Source organism: Emticicia sp. (genome assembly GCF_049241225.1).
In the GTDB taxonomy this organism is placed as follows: domain Bacteria; phylum Bacteroidota; class Bacteroidia; order Cytophagales; family Spirosomataceae; genus Emticicia.
The window spans coordinates 13,295-30,286 of record NZ_JBMLRC010000393.1 but is presented as its reverse complement, the minus strand read 5'-3'; the positions used below and the strand labels follow the sequence as shown (position 1 = coordinate 30,286).

Here is a 16,992-nt window from a genome sequence, read left to right as displayed (position 1 = left end):
GTATTTTTGGCTATTTTTTCAGTTTCAATTGACATTCTCTACTATTTTATACTTTTTCTACTCTTACAGCTACATTATTGAAAGCCGCATTTCCTGTGAGTTCGTCTAAGACTAATTCATCGGTCAGGTCATTGATGCTTACACCTGCATGTTGCGTGGCTACATCGAGTTTTACGCCTTTTCGAGCATGACCGTAGCCGTGCGGCATACTCACCACTCCTCGCATCATCTGGTCTGTAATTTCGATGGGAAGTTCTACACTTCCTACTCTTGAGGTGACTTTTACCAAAGAATTAGATTCGAGATTTAAGTTTTTTGCATCTTCCGAATGAATCATCAACGTACAACGGTTTCTGCCTTTCACCAGCCTCTCTGAATTGTGCATCCACGAATTATTATCTCGTAAATGCCTTCTTCCGATTAACAAATATTCAAATCCAGCACTTAAACCATTGTCATTGAACGACTTACGCAATCTTTCAATATCTTTTACTAAAATTTCTGGAGCAATATTAATTCGTTTTTCGGGGGTGAAAAGTCGGTTCGGAAGGCAAGGTTTCAAAGCACCTAAATCAATTCCATGCGGATTTTCTTTGAGTTTTTGCAAAGAAAGGCCATAAGGGCCGAATTGTAAACCTAAATCTAACTTTACTTCGGGTGCTTCTGCCACAAAACCCTCATTACTCGATGTTGGGTGAGCCATTCGATAAGCCAATTCTTGGTAAATTTCCCAATCATATTTTGCTCCATCGGCTTTTGGGAAAAGTGCTTCCGAGAATTTAGCCGTATTTCTGACCGCCAACACATGAAATGTCATGTCATAATGAGGCACTTCTAAACCCGTAGCAGGCGGCAAAATAATGTCGGCGTGTTGGGTACTTTCGTTGATGTAAATATCAATCGCCACCATGTATTCGAGCGATTCAAAGGCTTTATCGAGTTGTCCACCGTTGGGTGTGGATAAAATCGGATTTCCACAACTCGTAATCAAACACTTTATCTGATTTTCGCCTTCGGTCAGAATCTCCTCGGCAAGCGTAGCCACTGGCAATTCGCCCAAAAACTCAGGCAAACCACGCACCCGACTCTGCCAACGATTAAAGCGATTATCGGTTTTGGCTCTTGCCAGAAAATCAACGGCAGGAGCAGTAAACATCGCTCCACCTGTGCGGTCGAGATTTCCTGTCAGCACATTGATTGCATTGATGAGCCACTGAGCAATACTTCCAAAAGTTTGCACCGAAACCCCTACTCTACCATAACAAACCGCCGATTTCGCCTGCACAAACTCATGCGTAAGTTGACGAATAGTTGAGGCCGAAATGCCAGTTTGTTTATCCACTTTTTCGGGAGTAAACTCAGCCGAAATTTCTTTTAGTAATTCAACACCGTCAGTAAAATCAGCTAATCGGCCAAGATTAACTAAGTTTTCGGCAAAAAGTGTTTGAATGATGGCCAAAAGCAAAAAAGCATCTGTTCCTGGGCGAATGAAAAAATGTTGGTCAGCTTTGGCAGCAGTTTCGGTGAGGCGAGGGTCGATAACCACTACTTTTCCACCACGTTTTTGGATAGCCTTTAGGCGATTTGCCACATCTGGCACCGACATAATACTACCATTAGAAGCAATCGGATTGCCACCAATAATGAGCATGAAATCTGTAAAATCAATGTCGGGAATCGGCATCAACATCGGATGCCCAAACATTTGCCAAGCAGCAAAATGATGCGGAAGTTGGTCGGCCGAAGTAGCCGAAAACATATTTTTAGTGCGTAAAGATTTGGCAAAAAGCGGAGAATTCATGGTCGTCCCCAAATTATGAATTGAGGGGTTTCCTTGATACATCGCTACGGCGTTATTGCCGTTTTTTGCTTGAATTTCCTTGATTTTGCTCACAACTTCGGCAAAAGCAGCTTCCCAAGAAAGCTGTTGCCAACCATTTTCGGTGCGTTTTACTGGAAATTTTAAGCGATTTGGGTCTTCGTAAATATCTTTCAGAGCAACCGCCTTCGGACAAATATGACCTCGACTAAAAGGGTCATTTTTATCACCTTCTATTTTGGTCACGACGCCGTTTTCTACTTTTATTTCGAGTCCGCACATGGCCTCGCAAAGATTGCAAGTGCGGAAGTGTGTCAAATTTTTCATGTATAGGTTTTTAGTGTTGAATAGAGTGCTAAAGTCCGCAGTTTACAGTAAACAGTCTGCAATAACTTTGAGAAAACATAACTATTTTACTTTTTGCGAGTATCAAGCCCATAATCTTTCAAAATTCCACGAGCCAGAGCAGTTTTGTGTACTTCGTCTGCTCCATCGTAGATTCGAGCGGCACGTTCGTGGGCATACCAGTACGATAGCAAAATATCACTCGTCATGCCTAATGCTCCATGCGTTTGTATTGCTCGGTCAATTACTCTAAGCATCATGTTTGCAGTGAAGAATTTTATCATCGAAATCTCGTCACGCACGGTGGCAGCTCCTTGCTCATCAATATTTTTGGCCGTACGAAGCACCAAAAGACGGGCAGCATCAATTTCGGCTCTACTTTCGGCAATAAATCCTTGAATAAACTGCATTTCACCCAACATTACGCCCTCGGCCATTTCTCTCGAAGCAGCATACTTACACATCAAATCAAAGCTACGCTCGGCAATACCAATAAAACGCATACAGTGATGAATACGCCCCGGCCCGAGGCGTTCTTGAGCCAACAAAAAACCTGCACCTTCTATGCCTATCAAATTAGCTTGTGGCACTCGCACGTTTTCATATAGTACTTCGGCATGACTCGCCCAACTATCGCCCGCATGACCCATAATTGGAATATTTCTTACGAACTTAAAACCTTCGGTATCGAGCGGCACTAAAATCTGGCTTGCTCTTTTATGCGGAGCTGCATCGGGGTTTGTTACGGCCATCACTACTGCAAAAGCAGCTCCATCGGCCGAAGATGTAAACCATTTATGGCCGTTGATGATGTAGTCGTCGCCATCTTTTACGGCCGTTGTTCCCATTCGAGTAGGATTTGAGCCAGCAAATTCGGGTTCGGTCATCGAAAAACAACTTCTGATTTCACCGTCCATCAAAGGCTTCAAATATTTATCTTTTAAATGCTTAGGTGCATATTTGTGCATCAACTCGGTATTACCGATGTCAGGAGCTTGGGTATTAAATACAAAATGCCCGAAAGGCGAACTTGCCAGCACCTCACTGATTTGTCCAAACTCGCAGAGCGTAAGCCCAAGACCGCCATCTTCTTCGGGTAGGTGCAAGCCCCAAAGCCCTGCTTTTTTTACTAAAGCTCTTTTTTCTTGCAAGATTGGTTCGACAAATGAAAAATTATGAGCAAGGTTTTCGGTAGTTTCGAGCGGATATAATTCTGTTTCTACAAAAGCCTTTATTTTAGGCAATAAGTCTTTTAGTTTGTCGGTTAGAAATAAAGTTTCCATCTTAAGTGGTTTATATTGTTGAATCCATAAATATTCCTTAAAGTTAGTTTTACAATCTTGATGGTACAATTTTTTAGCGTATTTCTTAAAAAATAGTTTAGATATGCATATTCAAACATCACAAAACTTCGTATATTGCTTTATAACACCACTATTATTAGCCGACTGTTAATGACTCAACGCCTATTTTTTGTTTGTTTTCTATTTTTGCAGATTATTCATTATCAGTCGTTTGCCGATGACTTCGTAATTGTGCGTCAAGTAAAAATTGTGGGAAATATCCGTACGAAAGAAAAGATTATTTTTCGAGATATGGCCATAAAAGCAGGAGATTCGCTGCAAAAAGCTAAGCTAACTGATGTCTTAGAAGCCGACCGCAAGAAGATTTTTAATACTAATCTATTTGTTACGGTCAAGGTTAGTTCGGAAGAAATTGATAATCAGCAAATTGATGTAATTGTAGAGGTAAAAGAAAGGCTTTACTTAGTCGTTTTACCTGTTTTTTATTTGGCCGACAGAAACTTTAATGAATGGTGGTATGAGCGAGGACATGATTTGAAGCGAACGATTTATGGTATTTATGGTCGTCATTCTAATCTGACGGGCAACAACGACCAGCTAAAAATCAGAGCCGAAATTGGCTTTATTCCTAACTTTGAGATTGCCTACAGCACGCCATATTTAGATAAAACTTTACAGACAACTTTTTCGATTGGTGCTTTTTATGGAATAAACAAAACGATGGTATATCGCACGTGGCAAGATAAATTCCAGTTTGCCGAAAGCGAAGACCGCCAACGAGAACGTCTCAACCTTTACTCGGTCATTTCTCGTCGAACAGGTTTTTTCCAGAATCAATTCTTACAAATAAGTTATAATCGAACCCAAATTGCTGATACGATTGCCCGACTGAATCCAAATTATTTTTTGAAAGGAAATACACAACAAAAATACCTCGCAATAAGCTATTCTTACATATACGACCGCCGAGACAATCGCCAATACGCACTCAAGGGCTATCGACTAAGCTTTGATGCCATTAAGTACGGCCTGTCGGCTCGAAGTGATATCAATCAACTCAATTTGAGTGGCACAATTAGTCAGTATTTCCCGCTTGGCCGAAACTTTTATGGCAATTACAGTCTTAGAGGAAAAGTCTCTTTCCCCGAAAAACAACCTTTTTTGCAGACACAAGGCTTAGGTTACAGAAATGATTTAGTGCGGGGCTACGAACTATACGTAATAGACGGCCAAAGCTATGGCTTGGTAAAGACAAATTTCAAATACCAAATGTTTGATAAAATCTTTGATTTGAGTCGATACTTGAAAGTCAAACAATTTAATACTTTACCCCTAGCAGCCTATATCAATACATTTTTTGATGTTGGATACGTTAAAAATAATTTTCCTGAGTTAAATAATACTAAATTTGCAAATAAATGGTTAGTTGGTGGAGGAATCGGGCTTGATGTAGTGACATGGTATAATGTAGTAGGTCGACTAAATTATTCACTCAATGCTGTAGGTGAGAAAAGATTGTTCTTTAATCTCTCGCGTGAGTTCTGATACCACTCACTAAAATTTGTGCTTTCATTCAATATATTCCTTTCAAAAAAAATATGAAAAATTGTTATTTTATTTTAGTTTTGTTGATCATAGCGTGCAGTAACCCGAAAAAGAAACAAACAGTGGAAGTTTTGAACCCTCCCCCACCAAAGAACGCATCGACAAGTAAAGTTCAGAAGTTGCTACGTACCATTATGGGTACTGGCGAAGGCCTCATCCGAGGCATACAATTTGGTGATGCTATTACTGATGTAAAAAAGAAAGAAAAAGCCGAACTTTTTGAAGAAGAAGACACTCATATAGGCTACTCTTTTGACACTGACAACTTCGAAACTGTTGATATCCTATACGAAAAAAATGCTCAAGACAGAGTTTCGGGAATTGAACTGGATATCTACATGAATACTGATGCATCAAATGATAGCCTAAAAAATGAATTAGTAAGGCAGTTTACAAATCAATACGGCCAACCAATAACAAACACAGAAATACCAACTTGGGCAATTAAACCAAAAGGAACTGTGAGTATAAAAGTAGTAAAAAACAAACTTGATAGAGGTTTAGAAGTCCGATACCGCCAAAATTCGAAGTCTATCTGAAAAATAAAAGCTTAAAAATAACAAAAACGCTTAATAGGCCCTGATGTCTATCAAGCGTTTTTGCTATTTTAGCTCTATCAACAAACCCATTATTGTCTTTTCTTCAATAAGTTTTGGCACAAATCTTGATAAATATTCTCAAAAGGTTGTAATTTTAACACAAAAACCAGCCTAACCCATCACATGGAAAGCAAAAGAAAAACTATCTTCGGCATAATGCTGATAAGTTTAGTAATGTGTAGTTGCGAAGGACCAGAAGGACCACAAGGAGCTAAAGGAGACCAAGGACCACAAGGTGTACAAGGACCCAAAGGAGATACTGGGGCAACGGGTGCGACCGGGGCGACGGGACCAGCGGGGGCGACGGGTGCTACAGGAGCAACTGGCCCACAAGGACCAAAAGGAGATACCGGGGCGACGGGTGCGACCGGGGCAACGGGGGCCACTGGAGCTGCGGGGCCTCAAGGACCCAAAGGAGATACTGGGGCGACAGGACCGGCTGGGGCGACGGGTGCTACAGGAGCAACTGGCCCACAAGGACCAAAAGGAGATCCAGGAACAACAAACGTTATATATTCAGATTGGTTTACTCCCGCATTTGTTGATTGGCAAAAAATTACAGAAAAAAGCTATTTGTATAGTATAATCGAAGTCAAAATCACCCAAGATATTATCGACAAAGGAGTTGTATTAGCTTATAGCCGACAAGTAGCTGGGGGACCGGCCTACCTATTGCCCATGATGTTGGAGACGAGTTCTGGTCTAACAAACTATAATATCTCAGCTGCACTGGGAAAAGTTAATATTACATTCGCTGAATTATTAGATATTCAAGGTAAACCTGCCGCAGGTTTACAATATCGTTATGTGATTATTCCGGGTGGAGTAAAAACACGAGCCAATATTGATTATACGAAGTTTGATGAAGTGGCAAAAGCTTTCGGTATTCCGAGATAAGCATCAAATTTTAAAGAAATCTTTAAATTTGTCTGGAAATTACTTACAAAATTGACGCCCAAAGGGCGTCTTTTTTGTTAAATCCACAATTCCATATATAAATAAGCGTTTGATTATCATAAAACTACAGGTAATGAAAATTCTATTTTACATACATTGCTTAATAATTACGTTTAATTTTTCCGGATTCGCACAAAGATGTAATCATGCTAACCAGATTCAAAATCTTTATAGTCAATTAACTGCCAATGGTTTTGATACTCAGAAACCTGTAGCCTATCATTACTTCTTTATTGATTCAAATGAGCAAGATCTTAATCGCCTAAAAGATATACTGCAACAACAGCATTATAAGTATGTACGTATCTCAAAAACTTCAGGAAAGTACCAACTTGAGCTAGAAAAAATAGAAGCACACAATGCCGCATCGGCTACCCAAAAGGGAAAGTGGCTGAATGAGCTTGCAAAAGCCAATAATGTGGAAACTTTTGATGGATTTGAAATTTTCTCAGAAGAAAACAATACAGAAACAGATGATTTAAACACTTTCAAGCAACAAATCGAAAAAACACCTACTGCCGAACTTTATAAAAAAGCTTTAGAATTGTATGATAAAAACGAAGATGCTAAAGCACTTATCGTGTTTGACCGCTGTATCAAGCAAAATATCAATCTCGAAACAAGTTATTATAAACGAGCCAACTGCAAAACAGCACTTGGCCGCCCTATAGAAGCCATAATTGATTTAGAAAACGTACTTCGATTGAATCCTCAGCATTATGAAGCAAATTATAATGTTGGAGGTTTGTATTTTGATGCGAAAAACTACGATAAAGCCGCAGGATTTTATCAAAAAGCTGTGGCTATCAATCCGAAAAGTGATAATGGGTTTTATAGATTGGCCGAAACCTACCAATACATGGGAATGAAAAATGCGGCTTTACAGAATTGCCAAAAAGCATTACAGCTAAACCCCAATAACGAATACGCAAAGAAATTAATCAACACTTTAAGATAAGTCAGTTATTGTATTTCAATTTCTTTTGGGGGTCTTTTTCTGCCTAAAGTCATCATTACCACACCAGCTAAGATAATTGCAGATGCCAACATAGAACGAGAAGTAAGACGCTCATCTAAGAAAATCCAACCCAAGAAAATAGCTACCACCGGATTTACGTATGCATAAGTGGCTGTTAGCTGTGGCGGAGCATGATTTATCAACCAAACATATGCGGTATAACCAACATATGAACCAATAAATATAAGATAAATCATTGCCAGATATGTCTCGGTGGTCATACTCTGAAAAGCTTGTAGTTGATTGTGCTCAAAAATAATACTCATAGTCAGAGAGAAGCAACCACCCACAACCATTTGTATCGCAGTTGATTGCAACGAATTTGGCAAAACTAAGTAAGGAGATTTGAGAGAACCAAAAGCCCAAGCAATTGAACCAAGAAAAACAATTGAAGCAGCCAAAACTGGCACTTCTTGCTGGCCCACCTGCTGTGCTGGATTGAGCAAAACAGCCATTCCGACCAAACCTAAAACTAAGCCTATTGCACCGACAACGGTAGGTTTCTTGGTACTAAAAAACAAAAAATCAAGCAAAATCATCCATGCTGGTAATGTTGCCACCAAAAGTGCAACCAACCCTGAAGGCATTTTCATGAGTGCATACGCCACAGCACAATTACCAACGCCACTTAGAAGTACACCAATAAATGCGGCATTGCGGGTTTCTTGAAGCGTAGGCATCCTTTGGCCTCTAAGCAATGTCAGTGCAAACAGCAGCGAGCCACCAATCAAAAATCGTGTACACGAAATAAGCATGGGTGGTAAAGTGTGAAGTGCAAATTTTACCCCTAAATATGTAGAACCCCAAACGACATAAACAATTCCGAGAGCTAAAAATACTTTTGTTTTTTCTGACATTTGAGGCTTATAGATTGGTTACTGGAAAATTTGGCAACTTGGTTATTCGGTACTTCAATACTAAAGTTTTACTATGAGACAGTACTTAAAGAAAACAAAGTTACACAACCAGTTTTTTTATAACAATCTTGCAGGAATTATATATTGTGCCTTTATACCTGTTTCGTTATAAGTGAAGCCTTGAACCGAAGATGCAGCAGAATTTGATCGCATAAAATAAGCCATAGCCCAAAGCCTTTTACTAAAACGATAACCCGCCTTTACATCAAAACGATAAATTTTCTGAAACTTTTCCGAACTTATTTTCTGTAGCCCACCCGCAACCGTTATTTGATAAAGCATTTTTGCTTTGGGTTCGTTGATATTCTCAGATGCAGCAAATAATTCATAACCCTTAAAAATATCTGGACTAAAATAAACTTCGGGCACTTGCTTTTTAAAGCTAAACACGCTCACATTAACCCCTGCTTTAAAAACCGGCGATTGTAAAAAATCATAATAAAGCGAAGCAAATAATAAATTTCTCTGATTACCATCCGAAATACGAGTACTGATCATCTGGGAATACAAACCAACTTTAAAAGGCAGACTTAAATTATAATTTGCTTGAATATTATTCATTTTAATATTTCGGTCAATGAGGCTCGCTGTAAAGTTTTGCAATTCGCTGTAATACTTTAGTTCTAAAATCTGATACTTCCCAATATTAAGTTCTGAACCTGCTTCGCCTATAATTCGGTTATACTTTGCGGTAGAAACCACCGAAGCCTCGGCAAATAACTTGATAGCCCCAGTTATTCGATAGCTTGCACCTGTACTAATTTGTTTAATACTCGAGAGCGTACTATTAACTTCTTTTAGGTTTTGAGCCGATCGTTGGTAGTAAGTGGTCGTTACTCTTAAAAGTGCAAGAGGATCTAAGCTAATTTTTGCACGATAATTTTGTGAAATATTACCACCATTATCTTTACTAAAATAAACATGAGTATTGATTGTTGGGTCATGTGCAATGTGGAGTTTTTCCAAAAATTGGAGAGCATCTCTTTGGTTTGGAAAGTATTCCAGTGTTTTCCGAACATACTTAAACGATTCATTGTCAAGCCCTTGTGCATGGTTGGCATCGGCGTAGCCCAAGTTTCCATCAAATGAATTTGGAATATCATTCAACAAACTTTGGTAATATTTCGCCGCTTTTGCAAAGCCTTTACTCCAAATATTAATTCGTCCATAACCCGAAATCACATCTGCATTATTTGGATAAGCGGCTCTGAGCTTGTCGAGTTGCACGAATGCCGTTTTGTACTCTTTTTTCCAAGCAAAGGCATTGACTAAACCTAAGTTTGCTTTCAATATATTGGCAGAATCAGCAGTTTCGACAGCCTTTTGGGCCCATAAAAAAGCTTCATCATTGTTTTTCAACTTATTTTCAACCATCGACAAGCCCAAATATCCATCCGTTTTTTTTGTTGGTAAATCTCCCAAAATCGCATAAATACCCTTTGCTTCGATATACCTTTCGGCAGTCATTAAAACTTGTGCTTTATTGATCAAAGCATCAATATCTTTACTGTTTTCTATCAAAATTAGATCATATAAAGCAATTGCATCGTCAAATTTACCATCATTAGCCAAAACTCCTGCCCTTCCCAACCTCATGTATTTTCTACTGATCATAGCATTGGCATTATTGGGGCTTACTTTTAAAGCTTTTTCAACATAGCTAAGTGCTTCTACGTATTTTTTTGATTCTGAAAAGGCATTCGCATAGCCCAAAAGTGCAGCAAAATTGCTTGAATCACGCTTTACCAAATCATCATACAAAACCAATGCAGTAGCAAAATCTTTACTCCACATATGAGCCTCCGCCATATTTATATCAATCTCATAATTATTCGGGAATCTCGACTGTAGTTTTTTCAGAACCCCCTTGGCCACATCAGTTTTTCCCGAAAGCCCAACTCCTCTGGCATAACAAATAAGGGCCGTTTGATTGAGAGAATCTGTTTTTAAATAATCTTGAAAAAAAATGGCGGCATCGGCAAACTGTCCGTTTTCTAACATCTTGAATCCCTTATCCATCGGAGACTGTGAATATACTAAAAACGGTAAAATAAATAGAGCTAAAAATAATCTAGGAGTCTTCATGAGGTATTTGGTTATGCCTGATTTTATAAAACCATGATACAAAAGTTGTACTTATTAGGAAGGCACTGATTGATACCACAATAATCTGACCAAAAGGTTTTTCGTTTGGTACACCAATTAAATATCGAACTAAGATTATCAGAAGAGTGCAAGATATAATCTTAATCCAATATCGAATTTTATCTTTTTTTGAAACCACATCTGCTTCATTTTTTACAGGGGTTAGGTACACAGCTAATAAAAATCCAATGATGCCAATGATTGAACTAAGCATCTGTAAAAGATGATAGAGTTTTATCTTTATTGAAAAAAGATTGATATCAGAAGTAAGAACATTAAGATATATGGGCGAAATATAATCGGGTTCGTGCGTAAAATTATCCCAAGCAAAATGAGTAAAAATGCCAATAAGTATCGAAATGATCACTTTTAGAGGATACTTTTTGAAGAATTCTAGCCAATTTTCGTCTTTCCTATCAACAAAACGTTGAAAAAGGGCGAGAGGAAGATGTAAAATCAATATTTTTTTTATACATTGATGAAAAATTATTACCAACATAAGGGCCAGTGGCAAATCAAAAAAGAATACTCCTTGGAATGTATGACTCCAGACTGCGTAGAGTGTAATTCTTACGAAAAACTCAAAATCTGGAACCATACTGCCAATAAATAAACCCGAAAAAGAGAGATATTTACTACAAAGGTTTCTGAAAGGGTAAATAGCAAGCGTATGAGAAAGTGTAAATGGCATTAATATTATTTTTATTAAGAATTTGACAGGCCCTATGGTATAATTTTTGCTCCGGAAACTTTACAATTGGCTATTTTACAGAAAAGCTGTGGCAAAAAATCGTTTCCACAAATATCTTAAAGTTTTTGAAGTAAATTGTTCAAAATAATGACAAGTAAAAAAATAATATAAAATAATGCTAATACTTGCCGCCGACGACCAGCCAATGATTTTGAAATCAATTGAGTATAAGCTTCTTGAAGTTGGATTCGAGGTACTAAGTGCCAGTGATGGACAAGAAGCAATTGATTTATTTGATTCACACCAACCAGATTTGGCTATCCTTGACCTCAACATGCCCGTCAAATCAGGTTATGACGTAATTGACCACATACGTAATATTCGCTCTTCTAATATCCCCATTATTATTATGTCGGGCGAAGACGAAGAACAAACCATTGTTGAGGTTTTCAATATGGGTGTGAATGATTATATTGAAAAACCCGTAAGAGTAAACGAGGTAATTGTTAGAGTTAAGCGTCTACTAAATATAAAAATCAACGTTAACGAACTACAACATAAAGGAGTAGTAAAGTCAGGTTTATTAATCAAAAATGGTATTGGGGTTGTTATCCCGTGCTACAACGAAGAGAAAAGACTAAAAACCAAAGAGTTTGCTAATTTTGTTCATAATAATCATGGCTACCACATTTGTTTCGTTAATGATGGAAGCAAAGACAAAACCCTCGATGTCTTAAAAGAATTTCAACAAGGTAAAGAAGGCTATATATCTATTTTTGATTGTGAAAAAAATGGCGGAAAAGCAGAGGCGGTACGTCAGGGAGTGCTACATTTAGTAAAAGATAAATCTCTCGATTATATTGGCTTCTTGGATGCCGACCTTTCAACCGACTTTGCCGATTTTGATGATTTAGCCAAAACCCTATCTTCATCCAGTTATAAACTTGTGGCTGGTTCGAGAATCAATCGAATGGGAGCCAACATTATCAAGCAATCTTCGAGAGGGGTCATTAGTATGATTATCAATAAGATAATTCGGACTATTCTGGGCATGGAAATTCAGGATACGCAGTGCGGGGCAAAAATAATGAGGCGTGAAGTTGCAGAAAATATGTTTAATACCCCCTTTCTGACTCGCTGGTTGTTCGATGTTGAGATATTTTTGAGAATGAAAAAATACTACGGTGCCGAAACTGTAGAAAAACTCATTTGCGAGCAACCACTAAAAAGATGGGTACATGAAGATGGCTCAAAGCTTTCATTCAAAGACTCTATTAAAATCTTAGGCCAGCTAACAGAGATTGCCAGAAAATACTAAAACACCGAAACCTATGGAAGTTATTAAACTTGAAGGAGATTTTACGACCGAAAGAGCATTGGCCCATAAAGAAAGTTTGAATAAGCTGGCCAGAGAATATTCGGATATAACAATAGACGCCCGAAATGTGAATAACACCGATATCGTAGGTGTAAATGCTATTGCCACAACTCAGAAAATATTAGCTGACAAAGGGGGGAGTTTGATAGTTAAGCTCAATAAAGATGGAGAATTATACCGTTTGTTACACCTTACTAAATTTTCTACCATAATTCGAATGCAATTACAATGAACGACGAAAAAAAACTTGTAGCAGGCGGAAGTTTTTTATTCATAAGCACTCTTGTTGTAAATGCTGGCAATTATGCCACAAATTTATTACTTGGTAGATGGTTAGGTCCAAGCGATTTCTCAGAGGCAAGTTTACTAGTAACCTTCATGTTGATGGTTTCTTTTTTTGCATTAGCTTTTCAGCTTACAGCAGCAAAATACATCGTAACTTTTGAAGATGGCAAAAATCAATATTTGCAAGGTGTTTTTATTGGTTGGTTGAGCCAAAAGGCCTTCATTGTGGGCTCTATTCTAATGGCGTTGGTTTTGATGCTGTCAGTTTTTTGGCAAGATTTCTTTCAGACAAGTTCTTATCTACCATTTATTATTTTTGGTCTTGGGCTGCCATTATATATATTGATGAGCGTAAATCGCGGGGTTTTACAAGGCTTACTCAATTACAAAAAATTAGCTTTCAGTTATCAGTATGAAATGTGGGTGAGGCTTTTTGTAAGCATTGCCTTAGTTTATGCAGGATACCGTGTTAATGGTGTGGCCATTGGCCTAACGATGTCTTTGTTGATTACTTGGTGGTTTTCAAGAGTTAATCTTCCCCGTTCTACCAATAATAATGATATTGACTACAAACAAATTACTCAATTTCTCATAACGATATTGGCTTATGAGTGTAGTCAGATTTTAATCAATAATAGTGATATTATATTAGTCAAACACTTTTATCAACCCTTTGAAGCTGGGCTTTATGCTGCTTTAGCCCTAATCGGAAGAATTGTTTATTTCGGAACCTGGACGGTTGTTACGATGCTATTTCCGATAGTTATCAAACTCGAAAAAGAAGGAAAAAGCCATACTAAATACTTTTTTGGCGGTCTTGGTTTAGTGGCTATCATGGCAACTTTCATCGTAGGATTCTGCTATTTTTTTCCAGACTTTTTGATTTCTGTTCTATTCGGCAAAGACTATTTAAGCATTGCCCCATTATTATGGAAGTATGCCGTTGCTACTGCTCTTTTTGCATGTTCGAATGTTTTTGTTTACTACCATCTTAGTCTTGACAATCATCAACCAGTTTGGATTACCATTCTTGCAGGAATTGCTCAAATCGTATTGATTTCAATGTATCATCAAGATTTCGAACAAGTAATTTTCGTGCAAATCTTATTGATGGCAGTATTATTTTTCACGATGGTGTGTTTTCATTTTTTCAAGAAACGTTGAAAGTGTAGATAATACCAATCAATGAGGTCTTCCATGGGCAAAGATGCTGCTGCAAAGTAATTCTGGCGTCCGAGACGAATTCGGTATTCATCATCTTCTAATACTTTTTGAATGGCATCCGCCAAACTTTCTATATTATCTGGTTCAAAAAATTCGCCGCTGTATCCTTCTTCTTTTACTAACATGGCCAGATCGCCGAGGTTTGGCATAATGGCGGGCTTTCCATAGCTACCAGCCTGGTGCAGCACACCCGAGCTACCAGTTGTGGATGTATATGGAAAAACTACTAATGCACTTTCATTAAAAATTCGAGGAACATCCTCTTCGGCAACATAGCCCGTAAATCTAAGATTTTTAACATCTTTGTATCGTTGTTCAACACTTTTTAAATACCCTGGTGTATTGGGGCTATCGGTTCCGGCTACTACTATTTCTATCGAAAGATCGGTACGACTTCTAATCAATTCAACGGCCTCAATCATTGACTCTACTTTTTTGTAGGTTCCAAATTTACCGAAGGCCATCACCTGAAATGGCTTAACAAGCTGCGTAAAGTCTGGCATTGGAGGTAATTCGAAACTGCCGTGCGGTATCAGAGCCACATTTTTAGCTTTATACTTTTCTTCCAAAATTTCAACATACTTTGGTATTGTAACTGCCAATAGATCTGCCGACAAAATAAAGCGTGTAAGCAACGAACCAATAAAGTTATATATTTTGCTTAGAATTTTATTTTGAGTAATACCAGCGGCATTTAAATCTACTTGCTCTAAAATATTATGCAGCAAAACAACCGATGGATAACCCGAGAGCTTGGTTAATAAAGGTGTGAGCAGGCCCAAAGCTGCTGGTATTTTTTTATCGCCAAACGAAAGAAACTGAATATTATATAAAACCACATCTGGTTTTGCTCTACGAACAGCCCCTAAGATTTTAAGCGGATTGGTCCACCTATTAAAGTCCCAAACCTGCTCTTCAATTATAGGCACAGGTGCATTCGGGAAATTATATTTTTGTCCAGCGGGTAATTCATCTGAAATCAATATTATTTCTTCATAATCATCGGGCTTAGTTCTAAAATGGTTTATCATGTAATAACCATACTCATTGAGTGTACGCTTACCCGGAGGGTAACTCGAAATTACAGCTACTTTAAGTCGTTTATGCGTCATTTTAGAATAGAGTTTAAAAAGCTCAAAATATAATTTCTTTTTATAAATGCGGCCAAAAGTAAAAATAAAATAATACTGTAAAGTATTAAATATTGTGGAAAAAGCTCAAGGATCGATTTGTTAATTTTTTCTTCTGGATGAAGAATAAAATTTCCAATCTTTTTTAAAGAACCGTCTGATCTGACAATTCCAAAGTATTTTTGATTATTACGTTGCCAAGGTCTCCAACCAGCAATATCCGATGGCACCGATGTAAAATCGTATAATGTCCAATAAATAGAAGGTATGTTGCCTTTTTGCTTCAAAACATTTTGAATATCTCTAAAATACTCTACTTGTTGAGTTTCGGTCTTGTTATAAGGAAACACCTTACTCCGATATGATGACAAGCCAAACTCTCCTAAAACGAGTGGTTTGTTGTTAATTTTCTTTCTCAAGCTATCAATTGCTTCACCAAGTTTATGAGGCTCTTTATAATAGTGAAATGACACAAAGTCAAATTCATCGGCCAAATAATCGGCATTTTCTGGGTATGCCCATCCAACCGTTAGTGGGTGGACTGAATCATACTTTTTTGCTTTTTTTATAATAAACCTCAGCCACTCCTTTACTTCTTCCCGATTTTGGTAAAAAAAATCTAGGTCAGCTTCGTTCTTCAAATCCCAGGCCAAAAGTGCAGGATGGTTTTTGAATGTAGTAAGCAGCGTTTCAAGCTGACGATCGGTAGCTGGAAAATTGAGTAACGAGTAATTTGAATTAAAATCGAATAGCGTTACAATTACAGAAAGGTTATTAACTGTGGCTGTATTCAATAGATTCTGAAGCCTTAGAATCATCTCGGGCACAACGTTACCTTTGCCGAATTGTTCATAATTTACAAAAATTCTTACATTATTAAATCCTAATTGTTTAATAAGTTGAAAATCTTTTTGAGTGGTAGCAGAATCATATTTAATCCAAAAATCCTTCCAGGGTGTCTCGCGTGGATAATAATTAATACCTTTAATTCCTTTAAGTTTTTCGATATAAAAAGCTTTTCGATTTGCGGAATCAACAGTCAGAGTATCAGCAATAATGTTGGGTGGCATCCGAACCATATGTTTAATTCGCCAATAGCCATCATCCAACTGCATAATTATGCTAAAATCTGCATAATCAATCTTTGAGGCTAAAAGTTGCCCTTCTTTAGTTTTCACTCGCTCTCGACTTTCAACAAAACGGTCGGTAAAAGAAACTAACTGCCCATCGGCTGAGTAAAAATGAAGTTTTAGATTATGATTAATTTCTGCCCTTTCAATGCTTGACTCCATATTAGCCACTTCATTGATTTGGGCGTATATTTTAGGGCGTGCATCAAGGGTATAATATTCTTTTATACCTTCAGATCTAGCCGTAAGCAAGCTCAAATTTCGCTGATATAGTGCCCTCACGTAGTCTTTTACAATAACATTTCTATTGAAGCTTTCCATTGGGCGGCCAGTGTCGGGGTCATCATCCAACCAAACAACTTTTGGTGTATATTCTGATGGAAGTTCTGGCGGGATATTTAATAAATCTGCTCTACTCCCACCCTTACTCAGAAATACTAATACC

Annotated in this window: 14 protein-coding genes; 7 read left to right on the top strand and 7 right to left on the bottom strand. The window is 37.9% G+C overall.

The genetic code is table 11. The features are described 5' to 3' along the window. Positions 1-46: 46 nt before the first annotated feature. Positions 47-2,146, bottom strand: a complete 2,100-nt coding sequence (locus ACOVO2_RS20630) for a molybdopterin oxidoreductase family protein (protein ID WP_421771798.1) — start codon at positions 2,144-2,146, stop codon at positions 47-49. Between the two features lie 86 nt (positions 2,147-2,232). Then, the gene (locus tag ACOVO2_RS20625) at positions 2,233-3,447 is read right to left on the bottom strand and encodes an acyl-CoA dehydrogenase family protein (RefSeq protein ID WP_421771797.1); all 1,215 of its coding nucleotides are present in this window, start codon (positions 3,445-3,447) and stop codon (positions 2,233-2,235) included. Positions 3,448-3,618: 171 nt separating this feature from the next. Between ACOVO2_RS20625 and ACOVO2_RS20620 the strand changes: the two genes are divergently transcribed. The 4 genes from ACOVO2_RS20620 (at position 3,619) to ACOVO2_RS20605 (ending at position 7,587) form a co-directional block, all read left to right on the top strand. Further along, positions 3,619-5,013, top strand: coding sequence for a BamA/TamA family outer membrane protein (locus ACOVO2_RS20620; RefSeq protein ID WP_421771796.1), 1,395 nt, complete (start codon positions 3,619-3,621; stop codon positions 5,011-5,013). Between the two features lie 179 nt (positions 5,014-5,192). After that, a complete protein-coding gene (locus tag ACOVO2_RS20615; RefSeq protein ID WP_421771795.1) occupies positions 5,193-5,612 on the top strand; it encodes a hypothetical protein in 420 nt (139 codons plus the stop codon). Positions 5,613-5,795: 183 nt separating this feature from the next. After that, positions 5,796-6,569, top strand: a complete 774-nt coding sequence (locus tag ACOVO2_RS20610; protein WP_421771794.1) for a hypothetical protein — start codon at positions 5,796-5,798, stop codon at positions 6,567-6,569. Positions 6,570-6,702: 133 nt separating this feature from the next. After that, positions 6,703-7,587, top strand: a complete 885-nt coding sequence (locus tag ACOVO2_RS20605) for a tetratricopeptide repeat protein (RefSeq protein ID WP_421771793.1) — start codon at positions 6,703-6,705, stop codon at positions 7,585-7,587. Between the two features lie 5 nt (positions 7,588-7,592). Here ACOVO2_RS20605 and ACOVO2_RS20600 read toward each other — a convergent pair whose 3' ends face one another. From ACOVO2_RS20600 to ACOVO2_RS20590, 3 genes are all read right to left on the bottom strand, one after another. After that, entirely contained in the window at positions 7,593-8,504 is a 912-nt protein-coding gene (locus ACOVO2_RS20600; RefSeq protein WP_421771792.1) for an EamA family transporter, read from the bottom strand. A gap of 117 nt (positions 8,505-8,621) precedes the next feature. Next, positions 8,622-10,649 (bottom strand): tetratricopeptide repeat protein, encoded by a 2,028-nt coding sequence (locus tag ACOVO2_RS20595; protein ID WP_421771791.1) that lies wholly within the window; start codon positions 10,647-10,649, stop codon positions 8,622-8,624. Further along, positions 10,636-11,400, bottom strand: a complete 765-nt coding sequence (locus tag ACOVO2_RS20590; RefSeq protein WP_421771790.1) for a DUF4184 family protein — start codon at positions 11,398-11,400, stop codon at positions 10,636-10,638. Before ACOVO2_RS20590 ends, ACOVO2_RS20595 begins: the two co-directional genes overlap by 14 nt. Positions 11,401-11,575: 175 nt before the next feature. Between ACOVO2_RS20590 and ACOVO2_RS20585 the strand changes: the two genes are divergently transcribed. The 3 genes from ACOVO2_RS20585 to ACOVO2_RS20575 are packed head-to-tail and all read left to right on the top strand — an operon-like array spanning position 11,576 to position 14,227. Further along, complete coding sequence (locus ACOVO2_RS20585) at positions 11,576-12,718, top strand: response regulator (RefSeq protein ID WP_421771789.1); 1,143 nt, start codon at positions 11,576-11,578, stop codon at positions 12,716-12,718. Positions 12,719-12,731: 13 nt separating this feature from the next. Next, the gene (locus ACOVO2_RS20580; RefSeq protein ID WP_421771788.1) at positions 12,732-13,010 is read left to right on the top strand and encodes an STAS domain-containing protein; all 279 of its coding nucleotides are present in this window, start codon (positions 12,732-12,734) and stop codon (positions 13,008-13,010) included. Then, positions 13,007-14,227, top strand: coding sequence for an oligosaccharide flippase family protein (locus ACOVO2_RS20575; RefSeq protein ID WP_421771787.1), 1,221 nt, complete (start codon positions 13,007-13,009; stop codon positions 14,225-14,227). Before ACOVO2_RS20580 ends, ACOVO2_RS20575 begins: the two co-directional genes overlap by 4 nt. On the opposite strand, the gene ACOVO2_RS20570 is transcribed toward ACOVO2_RS20575, so the two are convergent. Together ACOVO2_RS20570 and ACOVO2_RS20565 are read right to left on the bottom strand one after the other, a co-directional pair. Beyond that, positions 14,206-15,399 (bottom strand): glycosyltransferase, encoded by a 1,194-nt coding sequence (locus tag ACOVO2_RS20570; RefSeq protein WP_421771786.1) that lies wholly within the window; start codon positions 15,397-15,399, stop codon positions 14,206-14,208. The genes ACOVO2_RS20575 and ACOVO2_RS20570 overlap by 22 nt on opposite strands. Next, complete coding sequence (locus ACOVO2_RS20565) at positions 15,396-16,868, bottom strand: cellulase family glycosylhydrolase (RefSeq protein ID WP_421771785.1); 1,473 nt, start codon at positions 16,866-16,868, stop codon at positions 15,396-15,398. Before ACOVO2_RS20565 ends, ACOVO2_RS20570 begins: the two co-directional genes overlap by 4 nt. Positions 16,869-16,992 lie beyond the last annotated feature (124 nt).

What these genes read in the sequence shown, in the direction of transcription:
- ACOVO2_RS20630 (WP_421771798.1), bottom strand. Translation starts at nt 2,146, where the DNA reads ATGAAAAATTTGACACACTTCCGCACTTGCAATCTTTGCGAGGCCATG.
- ACOVO2_RS20625 (WP_421771797.1), bottom strand. Translation starts at nt 3,447, where the DNA reads ATGGAAACTTTATTTCTAACCGACAAACTAAAAGACTTATTGCCTAAA.
- ACOVO2_RS20620 (WP_421771796.1), top strand. Translation starts at nt 3,619, where the DNA reads ATGACTCAACGCCTATTTTTTGTTTGTTTTCTATTTTTGCAGATTATT.
- ACOVO2_RS20610 (WP_421771794.1), top strand. Translation starts at nt 5,796, where the DNA reads ATGGAAAGCAAAAGAAAAACTATCTTCGGCATAATGCTGATAAGTTTA.
- ACOVO2_RS20605 (WP_421771793.1), top strand. Translation starts at nt 6,703, where the DNA reads ATGAAAATTCTATTTTACATACATTGCTTAATAATTACGTTTAATTTT.
- ACOVO2_RS20600 (WP_421771792.1), bottom strand. Translation starts at nt 8,504, where the DNA reads ATGTCAGAAAAAACAAAAGTATTTTTAGCTCTCGGAATTGTTTATGTC.
- ACOVO2_RS20595 (WP_421771791.1), bottom strand. Translation starts at nt 10,649, where the DNA reads ATGAAGACTCCTAGATTATTTTTAGCTCTATTTATTTTACCGTTTTTA.
- ACOVO2_RS20590 (WP_421771790.1), bottom strand. Translation starts at nt 11,400, where the DNA reads ATGCCATTTACACTTTCTCATACGCTTGCTATTTACCCTTTCAGAAAC.
- ACOVO2_RS20585 (WP_421771789.1), top strand. Translation starts at nt 11,576, where the DNA reads ATGCTAATACTTGCCGCCGACGACCAGCCAATGATTTTGAAATCAATT.
- ACOVO2_RS20580 (WP_421771788.1), top strand. Translation starts at nt 12,732, where the DNA reads ATGGAAGTTATTAAACTTGAAGGAGATTTTACGACCGAAAGAGCATTG.
- ACOVO2_RS20575 (WP_421771787.1), top strand. Translation starts at nt 13,007, where the DNA reads ATGAACGACGAAAAAAAACTTGTAGCAGGCGGAAGTTTTTTATTCATA.
- ACOVO2_RS20570 (WP_421771786.1), bottom strand. Translation starts at nt 15,399, where the DNA reads ATGACGCATAAACGACTTAAAGTAGCTGTAATTTCGAGTTACCCTCCG.
- ACOVO2_RS20565 (WP_421771785.1), bottom strand. Translation starts at nt 16,868, where the DNA reads ATGGAAAGCTTCAATAGAAATGTTATTGTAAAAGACTACGTGAGGGCA.